We start from the raw sequence: 21,281 nt of genomic DNA on the forward strand, positions 1-21,281 counted from the left end.
ACTATGTTAATTTTTTAAATTATTACATTTTCTAATGATTTATTTATTTTAAAACCCCATTTTTTTATCATAAAGTATAATTTAATGTGTTTTTATGTTGATTATTTATTTTTTTAAGATAAAAAATAAAATATTTATTAAAAATTTGAGTTTTTTAATCAAAAAATATTTATATTTGTCCTGTTCATACAAAAAAGTACATTTATATTTGGTTTGATTAAAGCTCTGGTTGGATGGCCAGAGCTTTTTCATTTAACCCATAACCGAATAAAAACTCTCCAAATAGGAGTAAACTTTAAAATTTATAAATAGAACTAACAACCAACCTAAACTATAAAAAAGACCAGCTCGATTTTCGACTGGTCTTTGTTATTTAACACATATTTAAACATTAAGGATTTAAGAAGAATAAGTCTTCTTCGTCTTACTTAACTTCTTACTATTAAATAAAAAAACCAGCTGATTACTCAACTGGTTTTTTAATACGATGTATCTTTCCGACTTGCGGACTATAAACTTTCTGACTAGCTTGCTAATACTTTAGTTACTAAATCAGCAGCTTCTTTTAACGCAATTGCGGAATAAACTTTTAATCCAGAATCGTCAATTAATTTTTTAGCTTCAACAGCATTGGTTCCTTGTAAACGGCAAATAATTGGAACTGGAACATCCCCAATTTCATTATACGCATCAATTACACCTTGCGCAACTCTATCGCAACGAACAATACCACCAAAAATGTTAATGAAGATTGCTTTTACATTCGGATCTTTTAAAATGATATTAAAACCAGCTTTAACCGTAGTTGCATTTGCAGTTCCACCAACGTCTAAGAAGTTAGCAGGCTCACCACCAGCAATTTTAATAATATCCATTGTAGCCATAGCTAAACCAGCGCCGTTAACCATACAGCCAACGTTACCATCTAACTTCACATAGTTCAAATTACTTTCGCTAGCTTCAACATCAGTTGGATCTTCTTCCAGTTTATCACGCATCGCTGCATAATCAGGGTGACGGAACAATGCGTTCTCATCTAAATCAACTTTAGCATCAACCGCTATAATTTTATCATCACTAGTTTTTAAAACCGGATTGATTTCAAACATAGCAGAATCTGTAGAATCATAAGCTTTATAAAGAGCAGTAATAAATTTTACCATTTCTTTATGAGCGCCGCCAGTTAAACCTAAGTTGAAAGCAATTTTACGAGCTTGGAAACCTTGTAAGCCAACTTTAGGATCAATTTCTTCTTTAAAAATTAAATGAGGAGTATGTTCTGCAACTTCCTCTATATCCATACCGCCTTCAGTACTGTACATGATAATGTTAGTTCCATTGGCACGGTTTAACAAAACAGAAACGTAAAATTCTTTAGTTTCAGAAGCACCTGGATAATAAACATCCTGAGCAACTAAAATTTTATTCACTTTTTTACCTTCAGGGCCAGTTTGTGGAGTAACCAATTGCATACCTAAAATATCGGTAGCACGTTGTTTCACTTCGTCTAAGTTTTTAGCCAGCTTAACGCCACCGCCTTTACCTCTACCACCTGCATGAATTTGTGCTTTAATCACAACCCATTCAGAGTTATAGTCAGTTTTCATTTTCTTAGCCGCTTCTACAGCCTGATCAACAGTTTCAGCAACAATGCCTTCTTGTACAGCAACGCCAAAACTCTTTAAAATTTGTTTACCTTGATATTCGTGGATATTCATCTGTTTGTAATTTTGTTTTTATCTGTCAGATGGAGCCTAAGCGATTAAAATAATTATTTTAATCTCAACGGGTTCATTTGCTCAAAAATTTGCTCAAATCTACAATTATTTTTCAGTATAAAGTAGGAAGAAGCAAGTAAAAAGCCTGCTTTTTTTAACAAAATTTACAGACTTTCAACTTATAACTCTCGACTTGATATTTTTTTCGAAAAGCAAAGACAAAAGCTCTTTTAAAGTCAATCCCGCTTTTCGCTTTACTCGCTTCGTGCCTCAGCTTCATGTTCGCTACAATCGGGTTTAGAGAACTTGGGTTTTTGCAACTATTTGAGGTTGTAAAGCATAACAAAATATTTATATCGGTCGATGAGACACCGGCCGATATAGAGAAATGCAGAAAGAAGTTATAACAGTCAATATAGAATGTCGACAGCTCTGGAGAAAGAATAATATCACATCTCTAATAGTTTAACCATTACCTCCAAGTTTATTCGCATTTGCGACGGAGTTAGTTCGGGTTCAATTGTCACAAGTCCGAACAAACTCCGAACTAACCCCGAACTAAGTCCGTCGCAACCATTAACCTTTTAGCATTCTTTTATGATGAAATTGTAAAGAACAATTGAAAGAAAGTTGACTATTTATTAAATGTAAAGTATTTGGAAGCTTAAAAAATAATTCTGTGTTTAAACTTTTAATTTGTAAAAGTTGCGAATTAAAAAAGCTAGTTGCGGGTTTCGGTTGGTGAGACACCAACCGATAGGATAAAGGTTTGCATAGTTTCAACGTCATTCCGACTGAAAGCGCAGCGGAATGGAGAGATCTTTTCAATAAATGATTGTAAATTCAAAGATTTCTCGGCTGCGCTCGAAAGGACGAAGTAGGTTAAGCAATGAACGCAGCGAAATGGAAAAATCTTTCACTCAAAAGTGCCTTATACGGGTTAACGAAATAACCAAAAGCTTTGATAAAATTCTTTCAAACGGCTTATAATTTTGTCAAAGCTCCATAAATGGACGAGGAGGATAGTAGCAAAACACTGTGTTAACTAAACGGGATAGCAGTGGAAATCCTTTTTGTCATCCTGAGCTTGTCGAAGGATAAAAAGATTGAAACGAATAGCCCGACTAACTTTAATCGTTTCATTGTCTTCGATTTTCAAATCATAAACCTAAAATTTCTTCACTATTTCGAACTCTAAATACTACTGCCTTTTCTGGTTTCAATTTTTTAATTGTCTTTTTGAATTTGAGTGTCATTTTCATCAAGTACTTAGAGAAATTTACATGCCCAGCTTTAAACAATTTATGATGCGCAAACCAAACCACGAGTAGGGTAGAGAAGTAGAAGCAGGTGTAAAAATAATAAGTAAAAAACCTCATTACTGCACTTTTATCGTTATAAAGTAAGCTTAATCTTTCAGTTTGAAAGGTAATATGTGCGGCTTCATCAATTAAAATATCAGTACATATTTGCTTTAATAAATTGCACTTTGTGGCATCTTTTAAACATTGATAAAATATTTGTGCCGTACTTTCAACTGTAATTACGGCAATGGTCCAAAACTCCATGTGTGTGTTTAAACCTCTTATTTTTCTAAATAAGCTATCACCCCAATCTTTTTTAATTCGTTGTTCGCCAATAAGATCTAAGTATTTGCCCAAATTATTTCCATGCTTTTGTTCTTCAGTAATAAATAACTTAATGGCAGGTGTGTAATGACGATCGTTCAATTGTTTGGCGTGTTTAGTTGCGGCATTTATTAAGTTAGTACCTTCAGATGTTTCGCCTAATTGCCAAGCTTGCAGAGATTTTAGAATATTCTCTCTTTCTATTTGGCTTAAAACGGGCTTAATGCTCCAATCTATTCTTTTGTTTTTAAGGTTTTGGGTAAAATAATTTATCCAATACAATGAATTATGCATAGTTAATTGAATTTTAAATGGTTCTTCAGTTCTTTATTTATGGAAAGTGCTTTGAATTTCAAAGTAAATATGTAAAAAAATTTAAACTCCTTTTATCATTTTTTCTAAAGCATCTAAGTGCGCTTTAAAAGCATGTTTTCCTAAATCTGTAATAAAATAAGTAGTGTTTGTTTTTTTGCCGATAAATGCTTTTTGAACTTTTAGGTAATCAGCTTGTTCCAACGTATTTAGGTGAGAGGCCAAATTACCATCAGTTAATTCTAATAGTTGTTTCAGTTCGTTAAAACTTACCGAATCATTTACAATGAGTATGGACATTACACCAAGCCTTATTCGACTATCGAATATCTTGTTAAGGGCTTCAATTGGATTTACCATTATTTTGTCCTTTCGTATTTAAAGTACATAATTGTTCCATAAACAATGTGAAGCACGCCAAAACCAAATGCCCAAAAATATAAACCGTAGCCAATATTAAATAGTGCAATAATGCCCAATACAACTTCACAAATACCTAAAAAACGGATATCGGTATAGGTGTATTTACTTGCATTGATGAGTGCTAAGCCATAAAATACTAAGCAGGTTGGTGCAATAAAACCAGTGGTATTCGTATCATTAAATAACAATGCGATAACAAAGAAAGCTCCAGCAACTAAAGGGATAGCCAAATTGATTAACATTGTTTTAGCTGTTTTATCCCAAAATGGGAGGTTTTTCTTTTTACTTTGGCGAAGAGTGAATAGAAATCCGCCAGCAATTGCAACAACTAATACCGTAAAACCAATTTTAATTAAGTTAGCTTCAATGTCAGTATCGGCATCAATACCATAACTGCCATTAACATATTTTTGCAACTCTAAATGTGCAAAATAAGCACCAACTAAACCCGTTAGTCCAGCAAATACACCAGATAATCCGCTTAAAGAGATAAATCTAGATGAGCGATCCATCATTTTTCTAATGTCGCTCAAGGCATTCAATTGTTCTTCCTGATTACTCATGTTAAAAGTGCTTTGTTTTTCAAAGTTAATTAAGAAATTTAATATTGCAAGTTTTTTTAAAATATTTTTTGGTTAATGACTCATAGCCTATTGACCATAGACTATAAGCCATTAACCAATTTTTCTTAACTTTACCAAATGCTAAAGGCCACAGGAATAAAAAAAGCGTATGGAAATTTACCAATTTTAAAAGGTGTAGATTTTGAAGTTGCCAAAGGAGAAATTGTAAGTATTATTGGGGCTTCTGGAGCTGGTAAAAGTACCTTGTTGCATATTTTAGGGAGTTTGGATAAGCCTGATGAAGGCACTGTGGAATTAAAAGGCACTAAAATAAGTAAACTATCAGGCGAATTATTAAGTGTTTTTCGAAATCAGAATATTGGTTTTATTTTTCAATTTCATCATCTTTTACCAGAATTTACTGCGTTAGAAAATATTTGTATTCCTGCTTTTATCGCTAAAAAAAGTAAAAAGGAAGCAGAAAAAAAAGCGCACGAATTATTAGCACTTTTAGGTTTAAGTGAACGAGCAGATCATAAACCAAATCAGTTATCTGGTGGTGAACAACAGCGAATAGCAGTGGCTAGGGCATTAGTTAATAATCCTGCAATTATTTTGGCAGATGAGCCTTCGGGTAATTTAGATTCGGCCAATGCCAATGCTTTGCATCAGTTGTTTATTAATTTACGCGATAATTTTAAACAGACTTTTGTAATTGTAACGCATAACGAAGATCTTGCTAAAATTAGCGATAGGGTAGTGACAATGAAAGATGGTTTAGTATTGGAAAATACGAGTTCATTAGTTCAATAGTAACATTGGTTTATTCAAAAATCAATCAATTAAAATTTAAAACTTGAAAATATTAATTACTGGAGGCAACTCTGCAACAGCACTTAAATTAGTAAAGGCGTTTGCTACTTATCAAGTTATACTTGCAGATTATGGCGAAGTTCCATCTCTTACATCAAGTGCTTATACACTAATTAGTTTAGGTGAAAAAAACGAAGATGTTTTAGCGCATACACTTTTAAATAAATGTTTGGATGAAGGAGTAGACCTTATTTTACCAATACATAATTTTGAAATAGAAGCTGTAGTCAAAGCTGAAACTTTGTTTAATGAATTTAATATTCAGGTTTTAGTACCAAATAGAGAAGAATTAGATTTGTACTTTAACATTGCTAGTACTCTTAAAACAGGTGATTGGGTTATTTATAAATCTGGAGAAGTTCTCTTTGCATCCAATAGCGAGGTTATTCCTGCCAATAACGAACAAAAAAACTTAAATGGTGCATTTTATATCACAAAAGATGACACAGCATTTAAATTGAATTTAATTACAATTTAACCAATCATTTCGATGGCTTTTGAAGAATATATCAAAGACAAAAAAGCGTTTATTTTAGGTTTGGATAATGTTTTGTATCCAGAAAAAGACTATTTATTGCAAGTATATTATCTGTTTGCAGAATTTATAGAATATACAGAGCAAATAAATGCTGCAGAAATTATTGCATTTATGCAGTCTGAATTTGCAGCTCATGGCGATGAAAATATCTTTGAAAAAACCGCTGTGAAATTTAATATTCCAGAAAAATATAAAACCAATTTTGAGCTATTACATGAAAATGCTCGTTTACCTTTGAAACTGTTGCTATATCAGCAAGTGCTTTCATTTTTACAAGAAGTTGTAGTAGAAAGAAAAGAGATTTTTTTATTAGTTGATGGAGAACCCTTACAGCAAGTAAACAAAATAAAACAACTAGAATGGCATGGTTTAGAGAAATATTTAAAAGTTTATTTTTCTCAAGAATTTGTACCAAAGCCTGCTACAAAAAGCATAGAATTTATACTAGATCAGCATGCTTTAAAAAAGAATGATATTTTAATGATAGGAAATACGTTAGAAGATGAAGATTTCGCACTTAATGTAGGCGTAGATTATTTAACTATAACGAAACTATTGTAAATTTTTTTACGTTAATTAGTACTGTAATCTATTAAAAAATGAAAATAAAACTACTTGTTAGTATACTCGCAATTTCTATCCTAACTATAACTGCCTGTAAAAAAACGAAGGTAACTCCAACGCCTACACCAGAACCACCTGTAGTAGTACCAAGTACAGGTACGAGAGCTGAATTATCGAAAGATTCTATCTTTTTATATGCTAAAGAAATGTATTATTGGAATGATGCATTACCAACTTACCAAGCTTTTAATCCAAGAAGCTATACTAGCGCAAGTAGTGATTTAGCCAACTATACGAATGAGCTATTTGCAATAACTCGATATAAAATTAATCCTAGTACAGGTTTATCTTATGAATATTATGCTCCAGATCCTACAGATACTAAATATTCATATATACAAGACGTTACCACTAAAAATCCATCAGCATTTGTTGCAGATCAAAAAAGCTCAGTTGACTTAGAGGGTAATGGTAATGATTTTGGAATAAGATTTGGATATTATGGTACAAATGCGAGTTACACTATTTATGCAACTGCTATTTACCAAAATTCGCCAGCAGAGACTGCAGGATTCTTACGGGGTGATAAGATTACTAAAATAAATGGTGTAGCTTATGGAATTGATTTTCCATCTCAGAGTTCGGCAATTCAAACGGCACTAAATGGCACTACAATTAAGCTAGAAGGAATTAATAGTGCAGGAACTGATTTCAATATCACCTTAACAAAGGCAATATTTAAGAGTAACGCAGTTTATAAAACTAAAGTGTTAACAGCGGGTACGAAGAAAATTGGGTATTTAGCTTATGCTAGATTTTCTAAACTAACTAATTCTCAACCAGATTTTGATGCTGCATTTGCAAGTTTTGCTACTGCCGGCGTTACCGATTTAATTATTGATTTAAGATATAATGGTGGTGGATATATTGAAACAGCAGAGTATTTAATTAATTTAATTGCTCCTCCAAGTTTAACAGGAACTGTAATGTTTACAGAACATTATAATGCAACGATGCAAAATAATCAGGCTACCATTCTTAAAAATCAACCATTGTTAGATGCAAATGGTAAAGTTCAATATTCGAATGCAAAAATAATAAATCTGTACGATTACATGACCAATCCGTATTCTGTAGCAAATAACACATCTAAATTTGCTAAAAAAGGACCTTTAAGTGGCGTAACTAATGTGGTTTTTATAGTTTCGGGAAATACAGCTTCTGCTAGTGAATTGGTAATTAATAGTTTGAAACCTGGTTTGAATGTTAAATTGGTAGGACAAACAACTTATGGTAAACCAGTTGGATTTTTCCCTGTTACGATAGAAAATAAATATGATGTTTACTTTTCATTGTTCGAAACAAAAAATTCTTTAGGGCAAGGAGGTTATTATACAGGAATAGCGCCAGATGTTTCAGCATCAGAAGTGCCGGCAAATACAGTGATGTATGATTTTGGTAATCTAAATGATAATTATTTAAAACTAGCACTTAATACTTTAAATTTAGGTGTTACTGTTACTGGTCAGGCTAAAACATTATCAGCAGCTAAAGAAAGGAGTTTAGCTGTGCAATCATCTGAAGTAATCAATTCTGATCTTGGTAATGGTGAATTTAAAGGAATGATAGAAAATAGAAATAGAAGAAAAAATTAATACGATTGTATTCTCCATTAATTATAAAATAAAAAAGACCGTATTTAACGGTCTTTTTTATTTCGAAATAGGTAAAAGAATTACTGCTTTTTCATTTGTAATCGTTCTCTAAAAATTGACTGAATATCTCTTTGCTTATCAATATTTACAATAACTTCTTGAATAGCATTTGCTGCATCAATAAAGAAAGTTTTATTAATATTTTGGTATTCATCCGTTGCTTTGTGATAATCTTTATGGTCTTCTACTCCAAAATATAGAAATGGAATGTTTTTAGCATTAAAAGCACCTTGATCGCTTTGATTTGTCCAATCGTCATGACCAAGTTTAGGGTCATCATGTCCCATTAATAATTTTAAATTCGGATTTGTTGTAACTAAAAATCCCTTTAATTCTGGGTATTTAAAGGTTCCTGCTACATATAATTCCTGTTTATCATTATGGCTTATCATGTCCATATTAACATTCAGTTTAATTTTATCTAATGTTACTGGAGGATTTTCCACAAAAGCTTTTGCTCCTTGTAAACCCATTTCTTCGCCATCAAATAATGCAAAGATTAACGTGTTATTAGGTTTGTTTTTAGCGAAGTATTGGGCAAATTGTAATAAGCCAGCTACACCAGATGCATTGTCATCAGCTCCGTTATAAATTTCATTTTTAATAATTCCAATGTGATCGTAATGTGCAGAAATCACAATTACATTTTCGCTCTTGCCAGGAATATAAGAAATTAGGTTTTTCCCTTGAACAGCCGCTGCACCGTTACGACCTTTAATTTCAAAGCTTTGTTCAAAGCTACCTTGACCTGGATATGGTTTTAAACCAATTTCTTTTAAACGACCAAGTAAATAAGTTCTGGCCATTTCTCCGCCTTTGGTTCCAGTTTTACGGCCTTCATACGCATCCGATGAAAGTGTTTCTACATCTTTAAGTAATTGTTCTCCAGTTTTGGAATTATTTTGAGTGGTTTTTACTGTGCTACAGCTTATTAAGAATACTAGTGAAATCAACAATAATTTTTTCATTCGATTTTAAATTTGTTCAGAAATAAAGGTAAAGATATTGTCTGATAAAAGAAGCGTGTAAGTTTTTACGAAAGAGTGAATTTTAAATATAAATCTCTCCTTTTAGATAAGTTACTGCTTTTCCTGACATTAAAACTCTATCACCTTTTAATGTGCACCACAATTCGCCTCTGCGTTTTGATATTTGATAGGCATGTAATTCGTTTTTGCCTAATTTTTCTGCCCAATAGGGGATAAGATTGCAATGTGCCGAACCCGTTACAGGATCTTCATTTATACCAGCAGCAGGAGCGAAAAACCTCGAAACAAAATCACTTTTATCGCCTTTGGCGGTTACAGTAATAGCAAAAGCATCTACGTTTAGTAACGCATTAAAATCTGGTTTTAAATTAGCTATTTCTGCTTCAGTTTGATAAACAACGACATAGTCCCGCAGTTTTAAAACTTCAATAGCGTTGATGTTTCCTAAAGCTTCTAATAAACCATTTGGCGTATCGCAAACTTGTAACGGTCGTGATGGAAAATCTAACGTATATACGTTGTCGGTTTTGGTTACTGTTAAAGTGCCAGCTTTTAAAGTGTGAAAATGGATAATGTCTTTCGTATACCCCAATTCTGTAAATAAAATATGTGCCGTAGCTAAAGTAGCATGACCGCATAAATCTATTTCTACTTCAGGAGTAAACCAACGCAATTCAAAATTTTCACCTTGTGGGACAAAGAAAGCAGTTTCAGCTAAATTGTTTTCTGCAGCAATCTTTTGCATTAAAGGTTCTGGTAACCATTCTGTTAATGGAACTATTGCTGCTGGGTTTCCGCCAAAAAGTTGATCTGTAAAAGCATCTGCTTGATAAATTTGAAATTTCATGTGGGCTGATTTATGTTCAAATTTAGGAATTATAAACTTTGTCAATCCTAATTAATTATATGCTTATTAGGATTGACAAAGTTAAGGTAGAGGTTAATAATAAGTTAATCGTACTACACCAGCTAATCTTTTTGCCAAACGAATAACTTGGCGAGTATACCCATATTCATTATCGTACCATGCGTATAAAACAATAGATTTATTGTCACGAGAAATAATAGTAGCAGGTCCATCAATAATAGATGCATGACTATTTCCAATTAAATCGCTACTTACCAACTCGTTAGAGATAGAATATTCTAATTGTTCGGATAAATCTCCAAATAATGAAGCTTCTTTTAAAACAGCAGCAACTTCTTCTTTTGAAGTAATTTTATCGAGTGATAAATTTAATATGGCAAGCGAAACATTAGGTGTTGGTACGCGAACAGCATTTCCAGTCAATTTTCCAGCTAAATGAGGAATTACTTTTGCCACAGCTTTATCTGCTCCAGTTTCAGTTATAACTAAGTTTAATGCTGCAGAACGACCTCTACGGTATTTTTTATGGTAATTATCTAATAAATTTTGATCGTTAGTATAAGAATGTACTGTTTCAATGTGACCTTTATCAATACCAAAAGCTGTATCAATTACTTTTAATACTGGAATAATCGCATTTGTTGTGCAAGATGCATTTGAGAAAATTGTTTCCGTTTGATAATCGAAATCGCCATCATTTATACCGGTAACTATATTTGGAATATCACCTTTGGCTGGTGCGGTTAATAACACTTTGCTAATTCCTTTTGCGTTTAAATGTCTTCCTAAACCTTCGCGATCGCGGAAAACACCAGTATTGTCAATTAATAAAGCATCTTCAATTCCGTATGCGGTATAATCTGCATCTTCGGGATTTTTAGCTACAATAAGGTAAATAGTTTGCCCATTTATAATCAGCGCTTTATTTTCAAAATCTTCTATAATGGTACCATTAAAAGGGCCATGAATGGAATCTGTTCGCAATAATTCTGCTCGTTTTATCAACTCTTCATCGCTATACGTGCGAGTTACAATAGCTCTTAAACGTAATTGTTCACCTTTTCCAGCTTGTACAATTAATTCTCTGGCAGCAATTCTACCAATTCTACCAAAACCGTATAAAACAACGTCTTTAGGTTTTAAACTAATCTTGTCTTTGCCGATGTGCTTGCTGAGTTTGCTAATCACAAAATCACGCATTGAAGAATGCTTATTGTTTTCATCAAGCCACTCGGCAGCTAAACGACCAACATCAACACGAGAAGGAGCAAGGCTACATTTTGCAATTGTAGAAGCCAATTCAAGCGTTTCGTAAATCGAAATATCTTTGCCACTTACGTCTTTTGCATATTGGTGGTAAGCGAGTATTTCGCTACTACCAACATCGAATAAAGGTTTACGAAAAAGGACAAGTTCGATAGAACGATCAAACCATAATTGTCCTACAACACTGATTAATTCAAGCGCTTTTTTTTCTTTTTCAATCCAGCTTTGAAACTCTGATTGATACTTATTTAACATACAAGAAAGTTTATTTGATTAGAATGGCACAAAAGTAAAAAAGATCGGGTGAGTACCCAATCTTTTTTGATTTATTTCTGCTTAATATATTGCGTAAAATGGTGTTAGAGTTACACTAAGTGTATAAAAAATTAGCCGCAGATTTAAGAATAATTTAATCCTTTTAATCTGCGGCTATTATATTTATTTGGCTAAACTTTTTGGAGCTTATCCTAAATAAGATTTTAAAATTTTGCTACGTGATGTATGACGTAAACGTTGTAAGGCTTTGTCTTTAATTTGACGTACACGCTCACGAGTTAAGTTAAATTTCTCGCCAATTTCTTCTAAAGAAAGTGGGTGATTAGTACTTAAACCAAAGAATAAAACGATAATTTCACGCTCACGCTCAGTTAAAGTAGATAACGAACGTCTAATCTCTTCAGAAAGTGATTCGTTAATTAAATTACTATCTGTATTTGGTTCGTGATTTTCAAGTACATCTAACAAAGTGTTTTCTTCACCTTGTACAAACGGTGCATCCATAGATACATGGCGACCAGAGTTACTCAATGTGTCAGAAATCTTATCAACTGTTGTTTCTAAAATTTCTGCCAATTCTTCAGGAGATGGTTCACGTTCAAATTCTTGCTCTAATTTAGAGAAAGCCTTGCTGATTTTACTTAATGAACCAACTTGGTTAAGGGGTAAACGTACAATACGGCTTTGCTCTGCAATTGCTTGCAAAATTGATTGACGAATCCACCAAACAGCATATGAAATGAATTTAAAACCTTTGGTTTCATCAAAACGTTTAGCTGCTTTAATTAAACCTAAGTTACCTTCGTTAATTAAATCGCCTAAAGTTAAGCCTTGATTTTGGTATTGTTTAGCTACCGATACAACGAAACGTAAGTTGGTTTTAGTTAAGCGTTCTAAAGCTGCTTGATCGCCTTCACGTATTTTGCGGGCTAGTATTACTTCTTCTTCTGCGGTAATTAAATCTACTTTTCCAATCTCGTGCAAGTATTTGTCTAATGATTGACTTTCGCGGTTGGTGATGGATTGGGTAATTTTGAGTTGTCTCATTTATGTGTTTTAGTGCGCTGTATAAATTTCGATTCTGCAAAAGTATGAATTTTTATACAGAATGAAAGGGTAAATTGCTGAAAATGTTACGCTTTACGTCACAATTTTTAACAAATACTTAACTACAAAAATCATTCCAAATTTAATTTGGCAGTATTTAATACTGTATATTGATTTGAGGTTATTATTTATTGTAAATCAATAAATATATTTTGATTTATAATAATAAATGTTTTATGTTTGTGGTGATATTAATTTTAAATCAATTCGAATAGAATTACAATTAAAATAGAATGTCATGTTGTCAAAGAACATTTAACACTATAATTATGGAAACAAATACGAAAAGGCTGACTTTACTTTTGAGAGGTATAGATTTAACTTTGCTTTTAATTATTGCATCTATTATTATCACATTCTTTTATATGAATATGTATTCGCGAAAATTTTCAGATTTTGCTAATCAACTACCGGGTTCGGATAGCTTTGATAACTTAAAGCTGAACTTTAAGTGGATTACCTTTAAAGCGTTATTGCCCAAAATTGTCTCCCGTTTATTATATGGCGCAGTATTATTTTATTTACGTAAAATAGTAAAATCGATTCTAAATGGAGGCGTTTTTCAGTCCAACCAAGCTATTATGATAAGGAAGATTGCATATTATTTTTTGATTTTTGCTTGTTTGCTTTTGTTTTTTAACCTAATGTTGATGACTGTTGCCATTGTAAAAGGAAATATGAGATATTTTACCAGTTCCTTATTAGGCTTTATTGGAATTTTTGAGCAGTATGTACTTCCTGGATTAATTGGTTTGGGTATAGCTGAAGTGTTTATCTCGGGAATGAAAATTAAGGAAGAGCAAGATTTAACTATATGATTATGAAACCAGTTAAGTATTTCTTATTAGCCCGTACGATTAAAATCTTACTACAATTTTTATTCTTGCTTGGGTCTTTAAGTTTGATTTTAAATTTATATATAGAGCTCTTTCTTCCAAAATCATATGTAGAAGTTGGTGGATGGACTTATGGCTATAAAGACCAAGGATATCAAATTAAAGGTGTAATGAGTTTGAGTATTCCTGATACCTTAACTTATTATAGTAGTGGTGGTGGGCAGGCTAATACTCATAATTACAATGGTAGAAATCTTGGTGCTGATTCTGTAAAAGATAAGATTGTAAATATTATTAAATCTTCTGAAAATGAATGTATTAAGATAACAAATGATATCAATTCGCAAGAAAATATGACAGTTAGAGCCATCTCTAAAAACAAAATTTATAACTTTTTTTGGGCTGTAACAGAAAAACTGGACTTGGTTTTTTATCTATTCTTTATAATTATTTTGATAAAATTAACCAACCGGTACATGGATAGGGAAATTTTTATGATTAGAAGCTTTAAGCTAGTCTCATCTCTTGGGATTTTGTTAATCTTATCTGAAATTTTAACACTTGCAATAGGATATATCAATGGAATAATAATGCAACATCCTAAACTGCACACTTATTCGCTGATTGAAAAAAAAGGGTATAATTTTTTAGATTTGAGTTTCGATTTCTTTAGTACTGTGAGTATTACTAATATTGGTATCGGAATATTAATTATTTTGCTTTCTCAAGTCTTAAAAGAGGCAATTTTGGTTAAACAAGAAAACGAACTTACCATCTAGTTGCATCCAGTTTTAAATCTACTGTCTCAAATCTCACATATCAAACATGCCTATAATAGTAAACCTTGATGTAATGCTTGCCAAGCGGAAAATGTCCTTAACAGAACTAAGTGAAAGGGTAGGGATTACGATGTCTAATCTTTCTATTTTAAAAACAGGTAAGGCAAAAGCAATACGATTAGAAACTTTAGAAGCAATATGTCAGGCTTTAGATTGCCAACCAGGAGATTTATTGGAGTTTAGATTAACATAACTATTTTCGACTGTACCATATTAACACAGTCGAAAATAGTTTAAAAATTCATTTAGCTTTGGTCATCAATTGTGGCATCAGGTGCATTTTTTTTAACTGATTCAATTCCATTTTCTCTACTAGCAACGCTTTCGTACATTTCGCTATTGCCAATAACTTGACCATTGGTAGATTTTAAATTAAAGTAAGGTTTACCGTTTGAAGACTCTACACGCTCAAAGCGATTATCATCTTGTGAGTTTTTACGAACCGATTCAATTCCATTTTCGCAGCTCGCTTTAGAGCTGTATCCTTGGCTTGATAAAATAATTTGTCCGTTTCCAGCTTTTAGATTAAACTGAAAGTCACCATTTTTTCTAGTTTTAATTTCGAATTTTCCCATGTTAATTGTTTTTTAAGGTAATTTTTTATCCAAATTATTAAAAATATTAATCAAGTCAAAGGTTAAATTTCGTTTAAATTAAAAGCACCTTTTAGTCTAACCCCTTTTTCTGTTTGTTGCACCGTACAGCATTCATTTATAGGATCATGCTCTAAAAAGAGAATGTATTCATTTGTTGCGGCCTCCTCTAAAAACGCTGCCTTCTCTTTTAAGGTTTGCAAAGGAAACATATCATAAGCCATTACGTAAGGAAGTGGGATATGGCCAACAGAGGGCAATAAATCTGCCATGTACACAATGGTTTTATCCTTGTAGTTTAATTGTGGCAGCATCATCGCATCGGTATGGCCGTACGCAAAGCGGATTTTAATATCCTCATGAAAAACCACGCCATTTTGTGAAGGAATAAATCTTAATTGTCCACTTTCTTGAATAGGAAGGATGTTTTCTTTTAAAAAAGATGCTTTTTCTCTTGCATTAGGATGTATTGCCCAATCCCAATGTTGCTGATTAGTCCAATATAATGCATTCTTAAACGCAGGGCGAAGTTTATCGCCAACTCTTTCAATTGAACCACCGCAATGATCGAAGTGAAGATGCGTTAAAAATACATCGGTAATATCATCTCTACTAAATCCTTGCGCAGCTAAAGATTTATCTAACGTATCATCGCCATTCAAAAAATAATGACCTAAAAACTTTTCATCTTGCTTGTTTCCAATACCATTATCAACTAAAATAAGTCTGCTTCCATCCTCAATTAATAAACATCGCATTGCCCAGTTGCACAAATTATTTGCATCTGCAGGATTACTTTTTTGCCAGATTGATTTTGGTACAACGCCGAACATTGCACCGCCATCTAATTTAAAAAAGCCTGTGTTTATAGTATACAGTTTCATATGGATTTACGATTTTAGATTTACAAATTACGATTTTATGAACAAACTATAAACTAAAATTGGTTAACCGCTTACGCAATTAACCAATTTTACAATTTCAACAATTAATCTCTTTTACAAATGTATCACTTCCCCATACGCATCAGCGGCAGCTTCCATAATTGCTTCACTCATAGTAGGGTGTGGGTGTACAGCTTTAATCATTTCATGACCAGTAGTTTCTAATTTACGAGCAACTACAATTTCTGCAATCATTTCGGTTACGTTAGCGCCAATCATGTGTGCGCCTAATAATTCGCCGTATTTTGCATCGAAAATTAATTTTACAAAACCATCTTTTGCACCAGCTGCGCTTGCTTTACCAGAAGCTGAGAAAGGGAATTTCCCAATCTTCAATTCATATCCAGCTGCTTTGGCTGCTTTTTCAGTATAACCTACAGATGCAATTTCTGGAGTGCAATAGGTGCATCCTGGAATATTGTTATAATCTAAAGGTTCAACATGTTGACCAGCAATTTTCTCTACACAAATAATGCCTTCTGCAGATGCTACGTGAGCTAAAGATTGTCCGCCAACTACATCGCCAATGGCATAATATCCTTTTACAGAAGTGTTATAAAACTCGTCAGTAACGATTTTACCTTTTTCAGTTTTAATACCAGTTTCTTCTAAACCAATGTTCTCAATATTAGCTACAACGCCTGCGGCAGAAAGAACGATATCACATTCAATAGTTTGCATGCCAGCAGCAGTTTTAACTTGAACTTTACAACCACTTCCACTTGTATCAACAGATTCAACACTTGAAGAAGTCATGATTTCAATACCAGTTTTCTTTAAACTGCGTAATAATTGTTTAGAAATATCTTCGTCTTCTACTGGAACAACATTTTCCATGAATTCTACAATAGTTACTTTGGTACCCATTGTTGCGTAGAAATAAGCAAACTCTACACCGATTGCGCCAGAACCTACTACTACCATAGATTTTGGTTGCTCAGGTAAAACCATTGCTTGGCGATATCCGATTATTTTTTTGCCATCTTGTTTCAAGTTTGGTAATTCTCTTGAACGTGCACCCGTAGCAATTACAATATTTTTTGCGGTTAATTCTTGCTGGGTTCCATCAGCAGCTTTAATTTCTACTTTATTGCCAGGTTTAACTTTACCCGAGCCCATTATAACGTCAATTTTATTTTTTTTCATTAAAAATTGAACGCCTTTGCTCATGCCATCAGCAACACCACGACTACGTTTAATTACAGTGGCAAAATCTGCAGTAGCTTCTGGAGCATTAATGCCATAATCAGCAGCATGGTTAATATATTCAAATACTTGTGCGCTTTTTAATAGAGCTTTGGTTGGTATACATCCCCAGTTAAGGCATATTCCGCCTAAAGATTCGCGTTCTACAATTGCAGTTTTTAAACCCAATTGAGAAGCTCTTATTGCAGTAACATATCCACCAGGACCGCTGCCTATAACAATTAAATCGTAGTTCATATCTTTTTAAAGGAAAATTAGCTTAAAACAATGTGTCAAAATTAAAAAAAATGTTGATTAAAATTACCTTAAAGATGTTACAACAAACAATTTGACAATTGTAGGCTTTCTAATGATTAATTCCCTTTTGTTATAAGTTAAAACATATAAATATCAAGCGATTGATAAAGTGCTAGTTAAGGCTTTTAATCTTAATGTTAAGTGTTGATAAGTTTTGCGTTAATTAATAATTATTTAACATTGGAAATGAGAATCTGAATAAAATAAATATTTACATTTGCAGGCGATATTTTAACATATCTTAACAAAACAAAAAAATAAATAAAAGAGTATGAAGAAATCTTTACTATTAAAAGTTGTAGTAATTGTTCTTGCGTTTGTTGGTTTTATCTCTGCAGCTAATGCACAGATAACTACAACGTCATTAACAGGTACAATTAAAGACTCAAAGGAGTCTTTACCTGGTGCCAGTATTAAAGCTACACATACGCCAACCGGTACGGTTTATGGCGTTATCACAAATGCTAATGGTCGTTACACCATTGGTAACATGCGTGTTGGTGGTCCATACACCATTGAAATTACATTTGTAGGTTATAAACCACAAAGATTTGATGATGTAACCCTTAAATTGGGTGAGCCATTTGTATTAAACGTAACATTAGCTGATAACAGCTCAACTTTAGCTACAGTTAATATTGTTGGACAGGGTTCAAATGCTATTTTAAACTCAAACAAAAGTGGTGCGAACACCGTTGTAGGTAGAGCACAAATTCAATCATTACCTTCAATTTCGCGTAGTGTTAACGATATTACTCGTTTAACTCCACAAGCTAATGGTACAAGTATTGGTGGTGGTAATTACCGTTCTAACAACTTTTCTGTAGATGGTGCTAACTACAATAACCAATTTGGTATTGGATCTAACATTCCTGCAGGCGGTTCTCCAATTTCTATTGATGCATTAGAGCAAATCTCTATTAATGTAACACCTTATGATGTTCGTCAATCTGGTTTTGTTGGAGGTGCTGTTAACGCAGTAACACGTTCTGGTGGTAACAAATTCTTTGGTAGTGCATTTTATACCATGCGTGGTGATGATCAACAAGGTCGTAAAATTGGTGATTATACCATCCAAAATTTACAGAGACTAGATGAGAAAAACTACGGCGCTAGCTTTGGAGGCCCAATCATTAAAGATAAATTATTCTTTTTTGTTAATTATGAGAAAAGGCTAACTAAGGCACCAGGTTCAAGCAGAATTGCTTCAACTCCTGCTTTAGCATATGGTGCACCTGGTACGCCAAATACAGTAGCAAGACCAACGGCTGACTTCTTAAATACTGTTAAATCTTATTTAATCAGTAAATACAATTACGATCCTGGAACTTACCAAAATTACGAATCGGTAAGCAGCAATGAAAAAATGTTTGCTCGTTTAGATTGGAACATCGCTAAAAATCACCGTTTCAGTATTCGTTATAACCAAGTAGAAAGTCAAACTCCTAAAACGTTAAGTGCTTCAATTAGTGGGTCAGGTGTTGTAGCTCCTTATAGTTATGTGAATACTAGTGGTAGAACTGCTAACACGGCTTTAAACTTTTCGAATACCAATTACTACGAAGCAGCAAATTTATATTCTGCAACTGCTGAGTTAAACTCTTCTTTTGGAAGTAAATGGACTAACACTTTACGTGCCGCTTATTCTCATCAAAATGACCCAAGAACTTCTGATAGCTCTCCATTTCCAATGGTTGATATAATGGATGGCACTGCTACTTCAGCAAATGTGGGTAATGTATTAACTACTTTTGGTTACGAAGCCTTTACATATGGTAATTTAAGAGATGTAACTTCTTATACCTATAGTGATGATTTAAGCTATGCTGCTGGTAAACACAACTTAACATTTGGTTTACAGGCTGAATATAGTACTACTAAAAACGGTTTCCAACGTTATGGTACAGGTTTTTATACTTTCAGATCATGGGATGATTTTGTTAACGGAGCAAAACCTTCACAATATTCGGTTACCTATCCTTTAACCGCAGATGGTTCTCAAGCTTATCCTTCTTTTAAATTTGCACAGTATTCAGCTTATTTACAAGATGAATTTACCGTATCTGATCGTTTGAAGTTAACTGCTGGCTTAAGAGTAGAGCAAGCAACATATCCAAATACCGACGAGATTAGAACACATCCAATGGTATTGGCATTAAATTTTAATGGTGGTCAAAAAATTAATACTGGTGTTTTGCCAGATAATAAATTAACTTATTCTCCACGCTTTGGTTTTAACTGGGATGTAAACGGCGATCGTTCTTTACAAGTTAGAGGTGGTACGGGTATCTTTACAGGTAGAGTTCCATTTGTATGGATTGTTGCTCAATCTGGTGATGCTGGTTTGTTACAGTATACTCAAACTTATAATGGTGCAGCAACACCTTTATTTAATCCAAGTATTGCGCCAAACTTAACAACTCCTGCTCCAGCTGCTGGAACTTCTATACCATCTAGTGTTAGTGCAATGTCTAAAGACTTGAAATTCCCTCAAACTTGGAAATCTAGTTTAGCAGTAGATTTTAAACTTCCTTTAGGAATTGTAGGTACTGTAGAAGGTATTTATGGTAAGGATTTAAATGTTGCAATTGCAAGAAATATTAACTTAGTAGACCCAACTGCTTTGACTATTGCTGGTTATGGCGATAATAGACCTATGTATCCAACTTCTACGGCATCTACAGGAGCTGCAGTATTGGCTAGACAGGTTGTTTCATTAAACAGTGCTGGTCAAGTAACAACAACAGCATCTGCAGTTAATACAGCAGGTTTCAACGGCATAGTAATGGGTAATGCTAAAGGTGGTTACAATTGGATGGCTACTGTTCAATTGAGTAAACAATTTAGTAAAGGAGTTTCTGTAATGGCAGCTTATACTCGTTCAGATCAACGTAATTATGGTGATGGCGTTGGTGACCAATTATTAAATTTATGGTCACTTGTACAAACATCTTCAAACTCTAATAATCCAACTTTAAGTTATTCAAGTAACTTAAATCCTGATCGTGTAATTGCATCAGTTTCTTATAAAAAAGAATACTTCAAAAATTTATCAACTGCAGTTTCATTGTTTTATGAGGGTTCTCAACAAGGTAGATTCTCTTATACATACGGAGGAGATTATAACCGTGATGGTCAATCAAATGATTTAATTTATGTTCCTAATGATTCGGAAATTGCTGGAATGTTTACTTCATCTTTAGTAATTGGTTCTGGAACAACAGCAAAAACTTATACTGCTGCACAGCAAGCAGATATTTTTGGTGCATATATTAACCAAGATGATTATTTGAAAACACGTAAAGGTCAATATGCAGAGCGTAATGCAGGAACGTCACCTTGGAGAAATCAAGTTGATTTTAGATTAACTCAAGAGATTTTCAAAAATGTTGGAAATACTAAAAACTCTGTACAGTTCTCGGTTGATATTTTCAATGTAGGTAACATGTTGAACAAAAATTGGGGTGCATTTAATTTTGTTAATAATGCAGGAATTTTGGTTCCTCAAAATGCTACAGCTGTTAATGCGACTACTAAACCAACATTTAAAATGGCTCAGTCTAATGGAGACATTGTAAGAGAAACTTTTGGTACTACTCAAAGTATCTCTTCTACATTCTATATGCAATTTGGTTTACGTTATAGCTTTAACTAAGATCGAATATATTTAATTATAAATCCCGCTAGCCTTAATTGGTTAGCGGGATTTTTTTGTATACACAAATA

19 protein-coding genes are annotated in these 21,281 nt (G+C 33.2%); 8 read left to right on the forward strand and 11 right to left on the reverse strand.

Features of this window, described 5'->3' with window-relative positions:
* Nucleotides 1-524: 524 nt before the first annotated feature.
* From sucC to GM921_RS02980, 4 genes are all read right to left on the reverse strand, one after another.
* Nucleotides 525-1,718, reverse strand: a complete 1,194-nt coding sequence (gene sucC / locus GM921_RS02965) for an ADP-forming succinate--CoA ligase subunit beta (protein WP_182921120.1) — start codon at nucleotides 1,716-1,718, stop codon at nucleotides 525-527.
* 1,160 nt (nucleotides 1,719-2,878) lie between these two features.
* A complete protein-coding gene (locus tag GM921_RS02970; RefSeq protein WP_182921121.1) occupies nucleotides 2,879-3,640 on the reverse strand; it encodes a ferritin-like domain-containing protein in 762 nt (253 codons plus the stop codon).
* 81 nt (nucleotides 3,641-3,721) lie between these two features.
* Nucleotides 3,722-4,018 carry a winged helix-turn-helix domain-containing protein gene (locus GM921_RS02975; RefSeq protein WP_182921122.1) on the reverse strand — a complete coding sequence of 99 codons (297 nt, stop codon included), beginning with the start codon at nucleotides 4,016-4,018 and terminating at the stop codon, nucleotides 3,722-3,724.
* Nucleotides 4,018-4,644 carry a hypothetical protein gene (locus GM921_RS02980; protein WP_182921123.1) on the reverse strand — a complete coding sequence of 209 codons (627 nt, stop codon included), beginning with the start codon at nucleotides 4,642-4,644 and terminating at the stop codon, nucleotides 4,018-4,020. Before GM921_RS02980 ends, GM921_RS02975 begins: the two co-directional genes overlap by 1 nt.
* Nucleotides 4,645-4,782: 138 nt before the next feature.
* On the opposite strand from GM921_RS02980, the gene GM921_RS02985 reads away from it, so the two are divergent.
* The 4 genes from GM921_RS02985 to GM921_RS03000 are packed head-to-tail and all read left to right on the forward strand — an operon-like array spanning nucleotide 4,783 to nucleotide 8,274.
* Nucleotides 4,783-5,457: an ABC transporter ATP-binding protein gene (locus GM921_RS02985; RefSeq protein ID WP_182921124.1), complete on the forward strand. Its 675-nt coding sequence runs from the start codon at nucleotides 4,783-4,785 to the stop codon at nucleotides 5,455-5,457.
* A 43-nt stretch (nucleotides 5,458-5,500) separates the two neighbouring features.
* A complete protein-coding gene (locus GM921_RS02990) occupies nucleotides 5,501-5,995 on the forward strand; it encodes an ATP-grasp domain-containing protein (protein ID WP_182921125.1) in 495 nt (164 codons plus the stop codon).
* A gap of 12 nt (nucleotides 5,996-6,007) precedes the next feature.
* Nucleotides 6,008-6,616, forward strand: a complete 609-nt coding sequence (locus tag GM921_RS02995; RefSeq protein ID WP_182921126.1) for an HAD hydrolase-like protein — start codon at nucleotides 6,008-6,010, stop codon at nucleotides 6,614-6,616.
* A 38-nt stretch (nucleotides 6,617-6,654) separates the two neighbouring features.
* Nucleotides 6,655-8,274: a S41 family peptidase gene (locus GM921_RS03000; protein WP_182921127.1), complete on the forward strand. Its 1,620-nt coding sequence runs from the start codon at nucleotides 6,655-6,657 to the stop codon at nucleotides 8,272-8,274.
* A gap of 80 nt (nucleotides 8,275-8,354) precedes the next feature.
* Here GM921_RS03000 and GM921_RS03005 read toward each other — a convergent pair whose 3' ends face one another.
* From GM921_RS03005 to GM921_RS03020, 4 genes are all read right to left on the reverse strand, one after another.
* Complete coding sequence (locus tag GM921_RS03005; RefSeq protein WP_182921128.1) at nucleotides 8,355-9,302, reverse strand: M28 family peptidase; 948 nt, start codon at nucleotides 9,300-9,302, stop codon at nucleotides 8,355-8,357.
* A gap of 82 nt (nucleotides 9,303-9,384) precedes the next feature.
* Nucleotides 9,385-10,170 (reverse strand): PhzF family phenazine biosynthesis protein, encoded by a 786-nt coding sequence (locus GM921_RS03010; RefSeq protein ID WP_182921129.1) that lies wholly within the window; start codon nucleotides 10,168-10,170, stop codon nucleotides 9,385-9,387.
* A gap of 93 nt (nucleotides 10,171-10,263) precedes the next feature.
* Nucleotides 10,264-11,712 carry a glyceraldehyde-3-phosphate dehydrogenase gene (locus tag GM921_RS03015; protein ID WP_182921130.1) on the reverse strand — a complete coding sequence of 483 codons (1,449 nt, stop codon included), beginning with the start codon at nucleotides 11,710-11,712 and terminating at the stop codon, nucleotides 10,264-10,266.
* A 207-nt stretch (nucleotides 11,713-11,919) separates the two neighbouring features.
* Entirely contained in the window at nucleotides 11,920-12,780 is an 861-nt protein-coding gene (locus GM921_RS03020) for a sigma-70 family RNA polymerase sigma factor (RefSeq protein WP_182921131.1), read from the reverse strand.
* Between the two features lie 329 nt (nucleotides 12,781-13,109).
* On the opposite strand from GM921_RS03020, the gene GM921_RS03025 reads away from it, so the two are divergent.
* The 3 genes from GM921_RS03025 to GM921_RS03035 are packed head-to-tail and all read left to right on the forward strand — an operon-like array spanning nucleotide 13,110 to nucleotide 14,708.
* Nucleotides 13,110-13,658, forward strand: a complete 549-nt coding sequence (locus tag GM921_RS03025; protein WP_182921132.1) for a DUF2975 domain-containing protein — start codon at nucleotides 13,110-13,112, stop codon at nucleotides 13,656-13,658.
* A 2-nt stretch (nucleotides 13,659-13,660) separates the two neighbouring features.
* A complete protein-coding gene (locus GM921_RS03030; RefSeq protein WP_182921133.1) occupies nucleotides 13,661-14,455 on the forward strand; it encodes a DUF2975 domain-containing protein in 795 nt (264 codons plus the stop codon).
* Nucleotides 14,456-14,501: 46 nt separating this feature from the next.
* On the forward strand, nucleotides 14,502-14,708 hold the full coding sequence (locus tag GM921_RS03035) for a helix-turn-helix domain-containing protein (protein WP_182921134.1): 207 nt from the start codon (nucleotides 14,502-14,504) through the stop codon (nucleotides 14,706-14,708).
* A gap of 52 nt (nucleotides 14,709-14,760) precedes the next feature.
* Here GM921_RS03035 and GM921_RS03040 read toward each other — a convergent pair whose 3' ends face one another.
* The 3 genes from GM921_RS03040 to lpdA form a co-directional block, all read right to left on the reverse strand.
* Nucleotides 14,761-15,090, reverse strand: a complete 330-nt coding sequence (locus GM921_RS03040; protein WP_182921135.1) for a YegP family protein — start codon at nucleotides 15,088-15,090, stop codon at nucleotides 14,761-14,763.
* A gap of 62 nt (nucleotides 15,091-15,152) precedes the next feature.
* Nucleotides 15,153-15,992 carry an MBL fold metallo-hydrolase gene (locus tag GM921_RS03045; RefSeq protein ID WP_182921136.1) on the reverse strand — a complete coding sequence of 280 codons (840 nt, stop codon included), beginning with the start codon at nucleotides 15,990-15,992 and terminating at the stop codon, nucleotides 15,153-15,155.
* A 114-nt stretch (nucleotides 15,993-16,106) separates the two neighbouring features.
* The gene (lpdA, locus tag GM921_RS03050; protein ID WP_182921137.1) at nucleotides 16,107-17,495 is read right to left on the reverse strand and encodes a dihydrolipoyl dehydrogenase; all 1,389 of its coding nucleotides are present in this window, start codon (nucleotides 17,493-17,495) and stop codon (nucleotides 16,107-16,109) included.
* A 331-nt stretch (nucleotides 17,496-17,826) separates the two neighbouring features.
* Here lpdA and GM921_RS03055 point away from each other — a divergent pair, with 331 nt between their 5' ends.
* Nucleotides 17,827-21,210: a TonB-dependent receptor gene (locus tag GM921_RS03055; RefSeq protein ID WP_182921138.1), complete on the forward strand. Its 3,384-nt coding sequence runs from the start codon at nucleotides 17,827-17,829 to the stop codon at nucleotides 21,208-21,210.
* Nucleotides 21,211-21,281 lie beyond the last annotated feature (71 nt).

The sequence above is a fragment of the Pedobacter planticolens genome (assembly GCF_014172375.1).
In the GTDB taxonomy this organism is placed as follows: Bacteria; Bacteroidota; Bacteroidia; order Sphingobacteriales; family Sphingobacteriaceae; genus Pedobacter; species Pedobacter planticolens.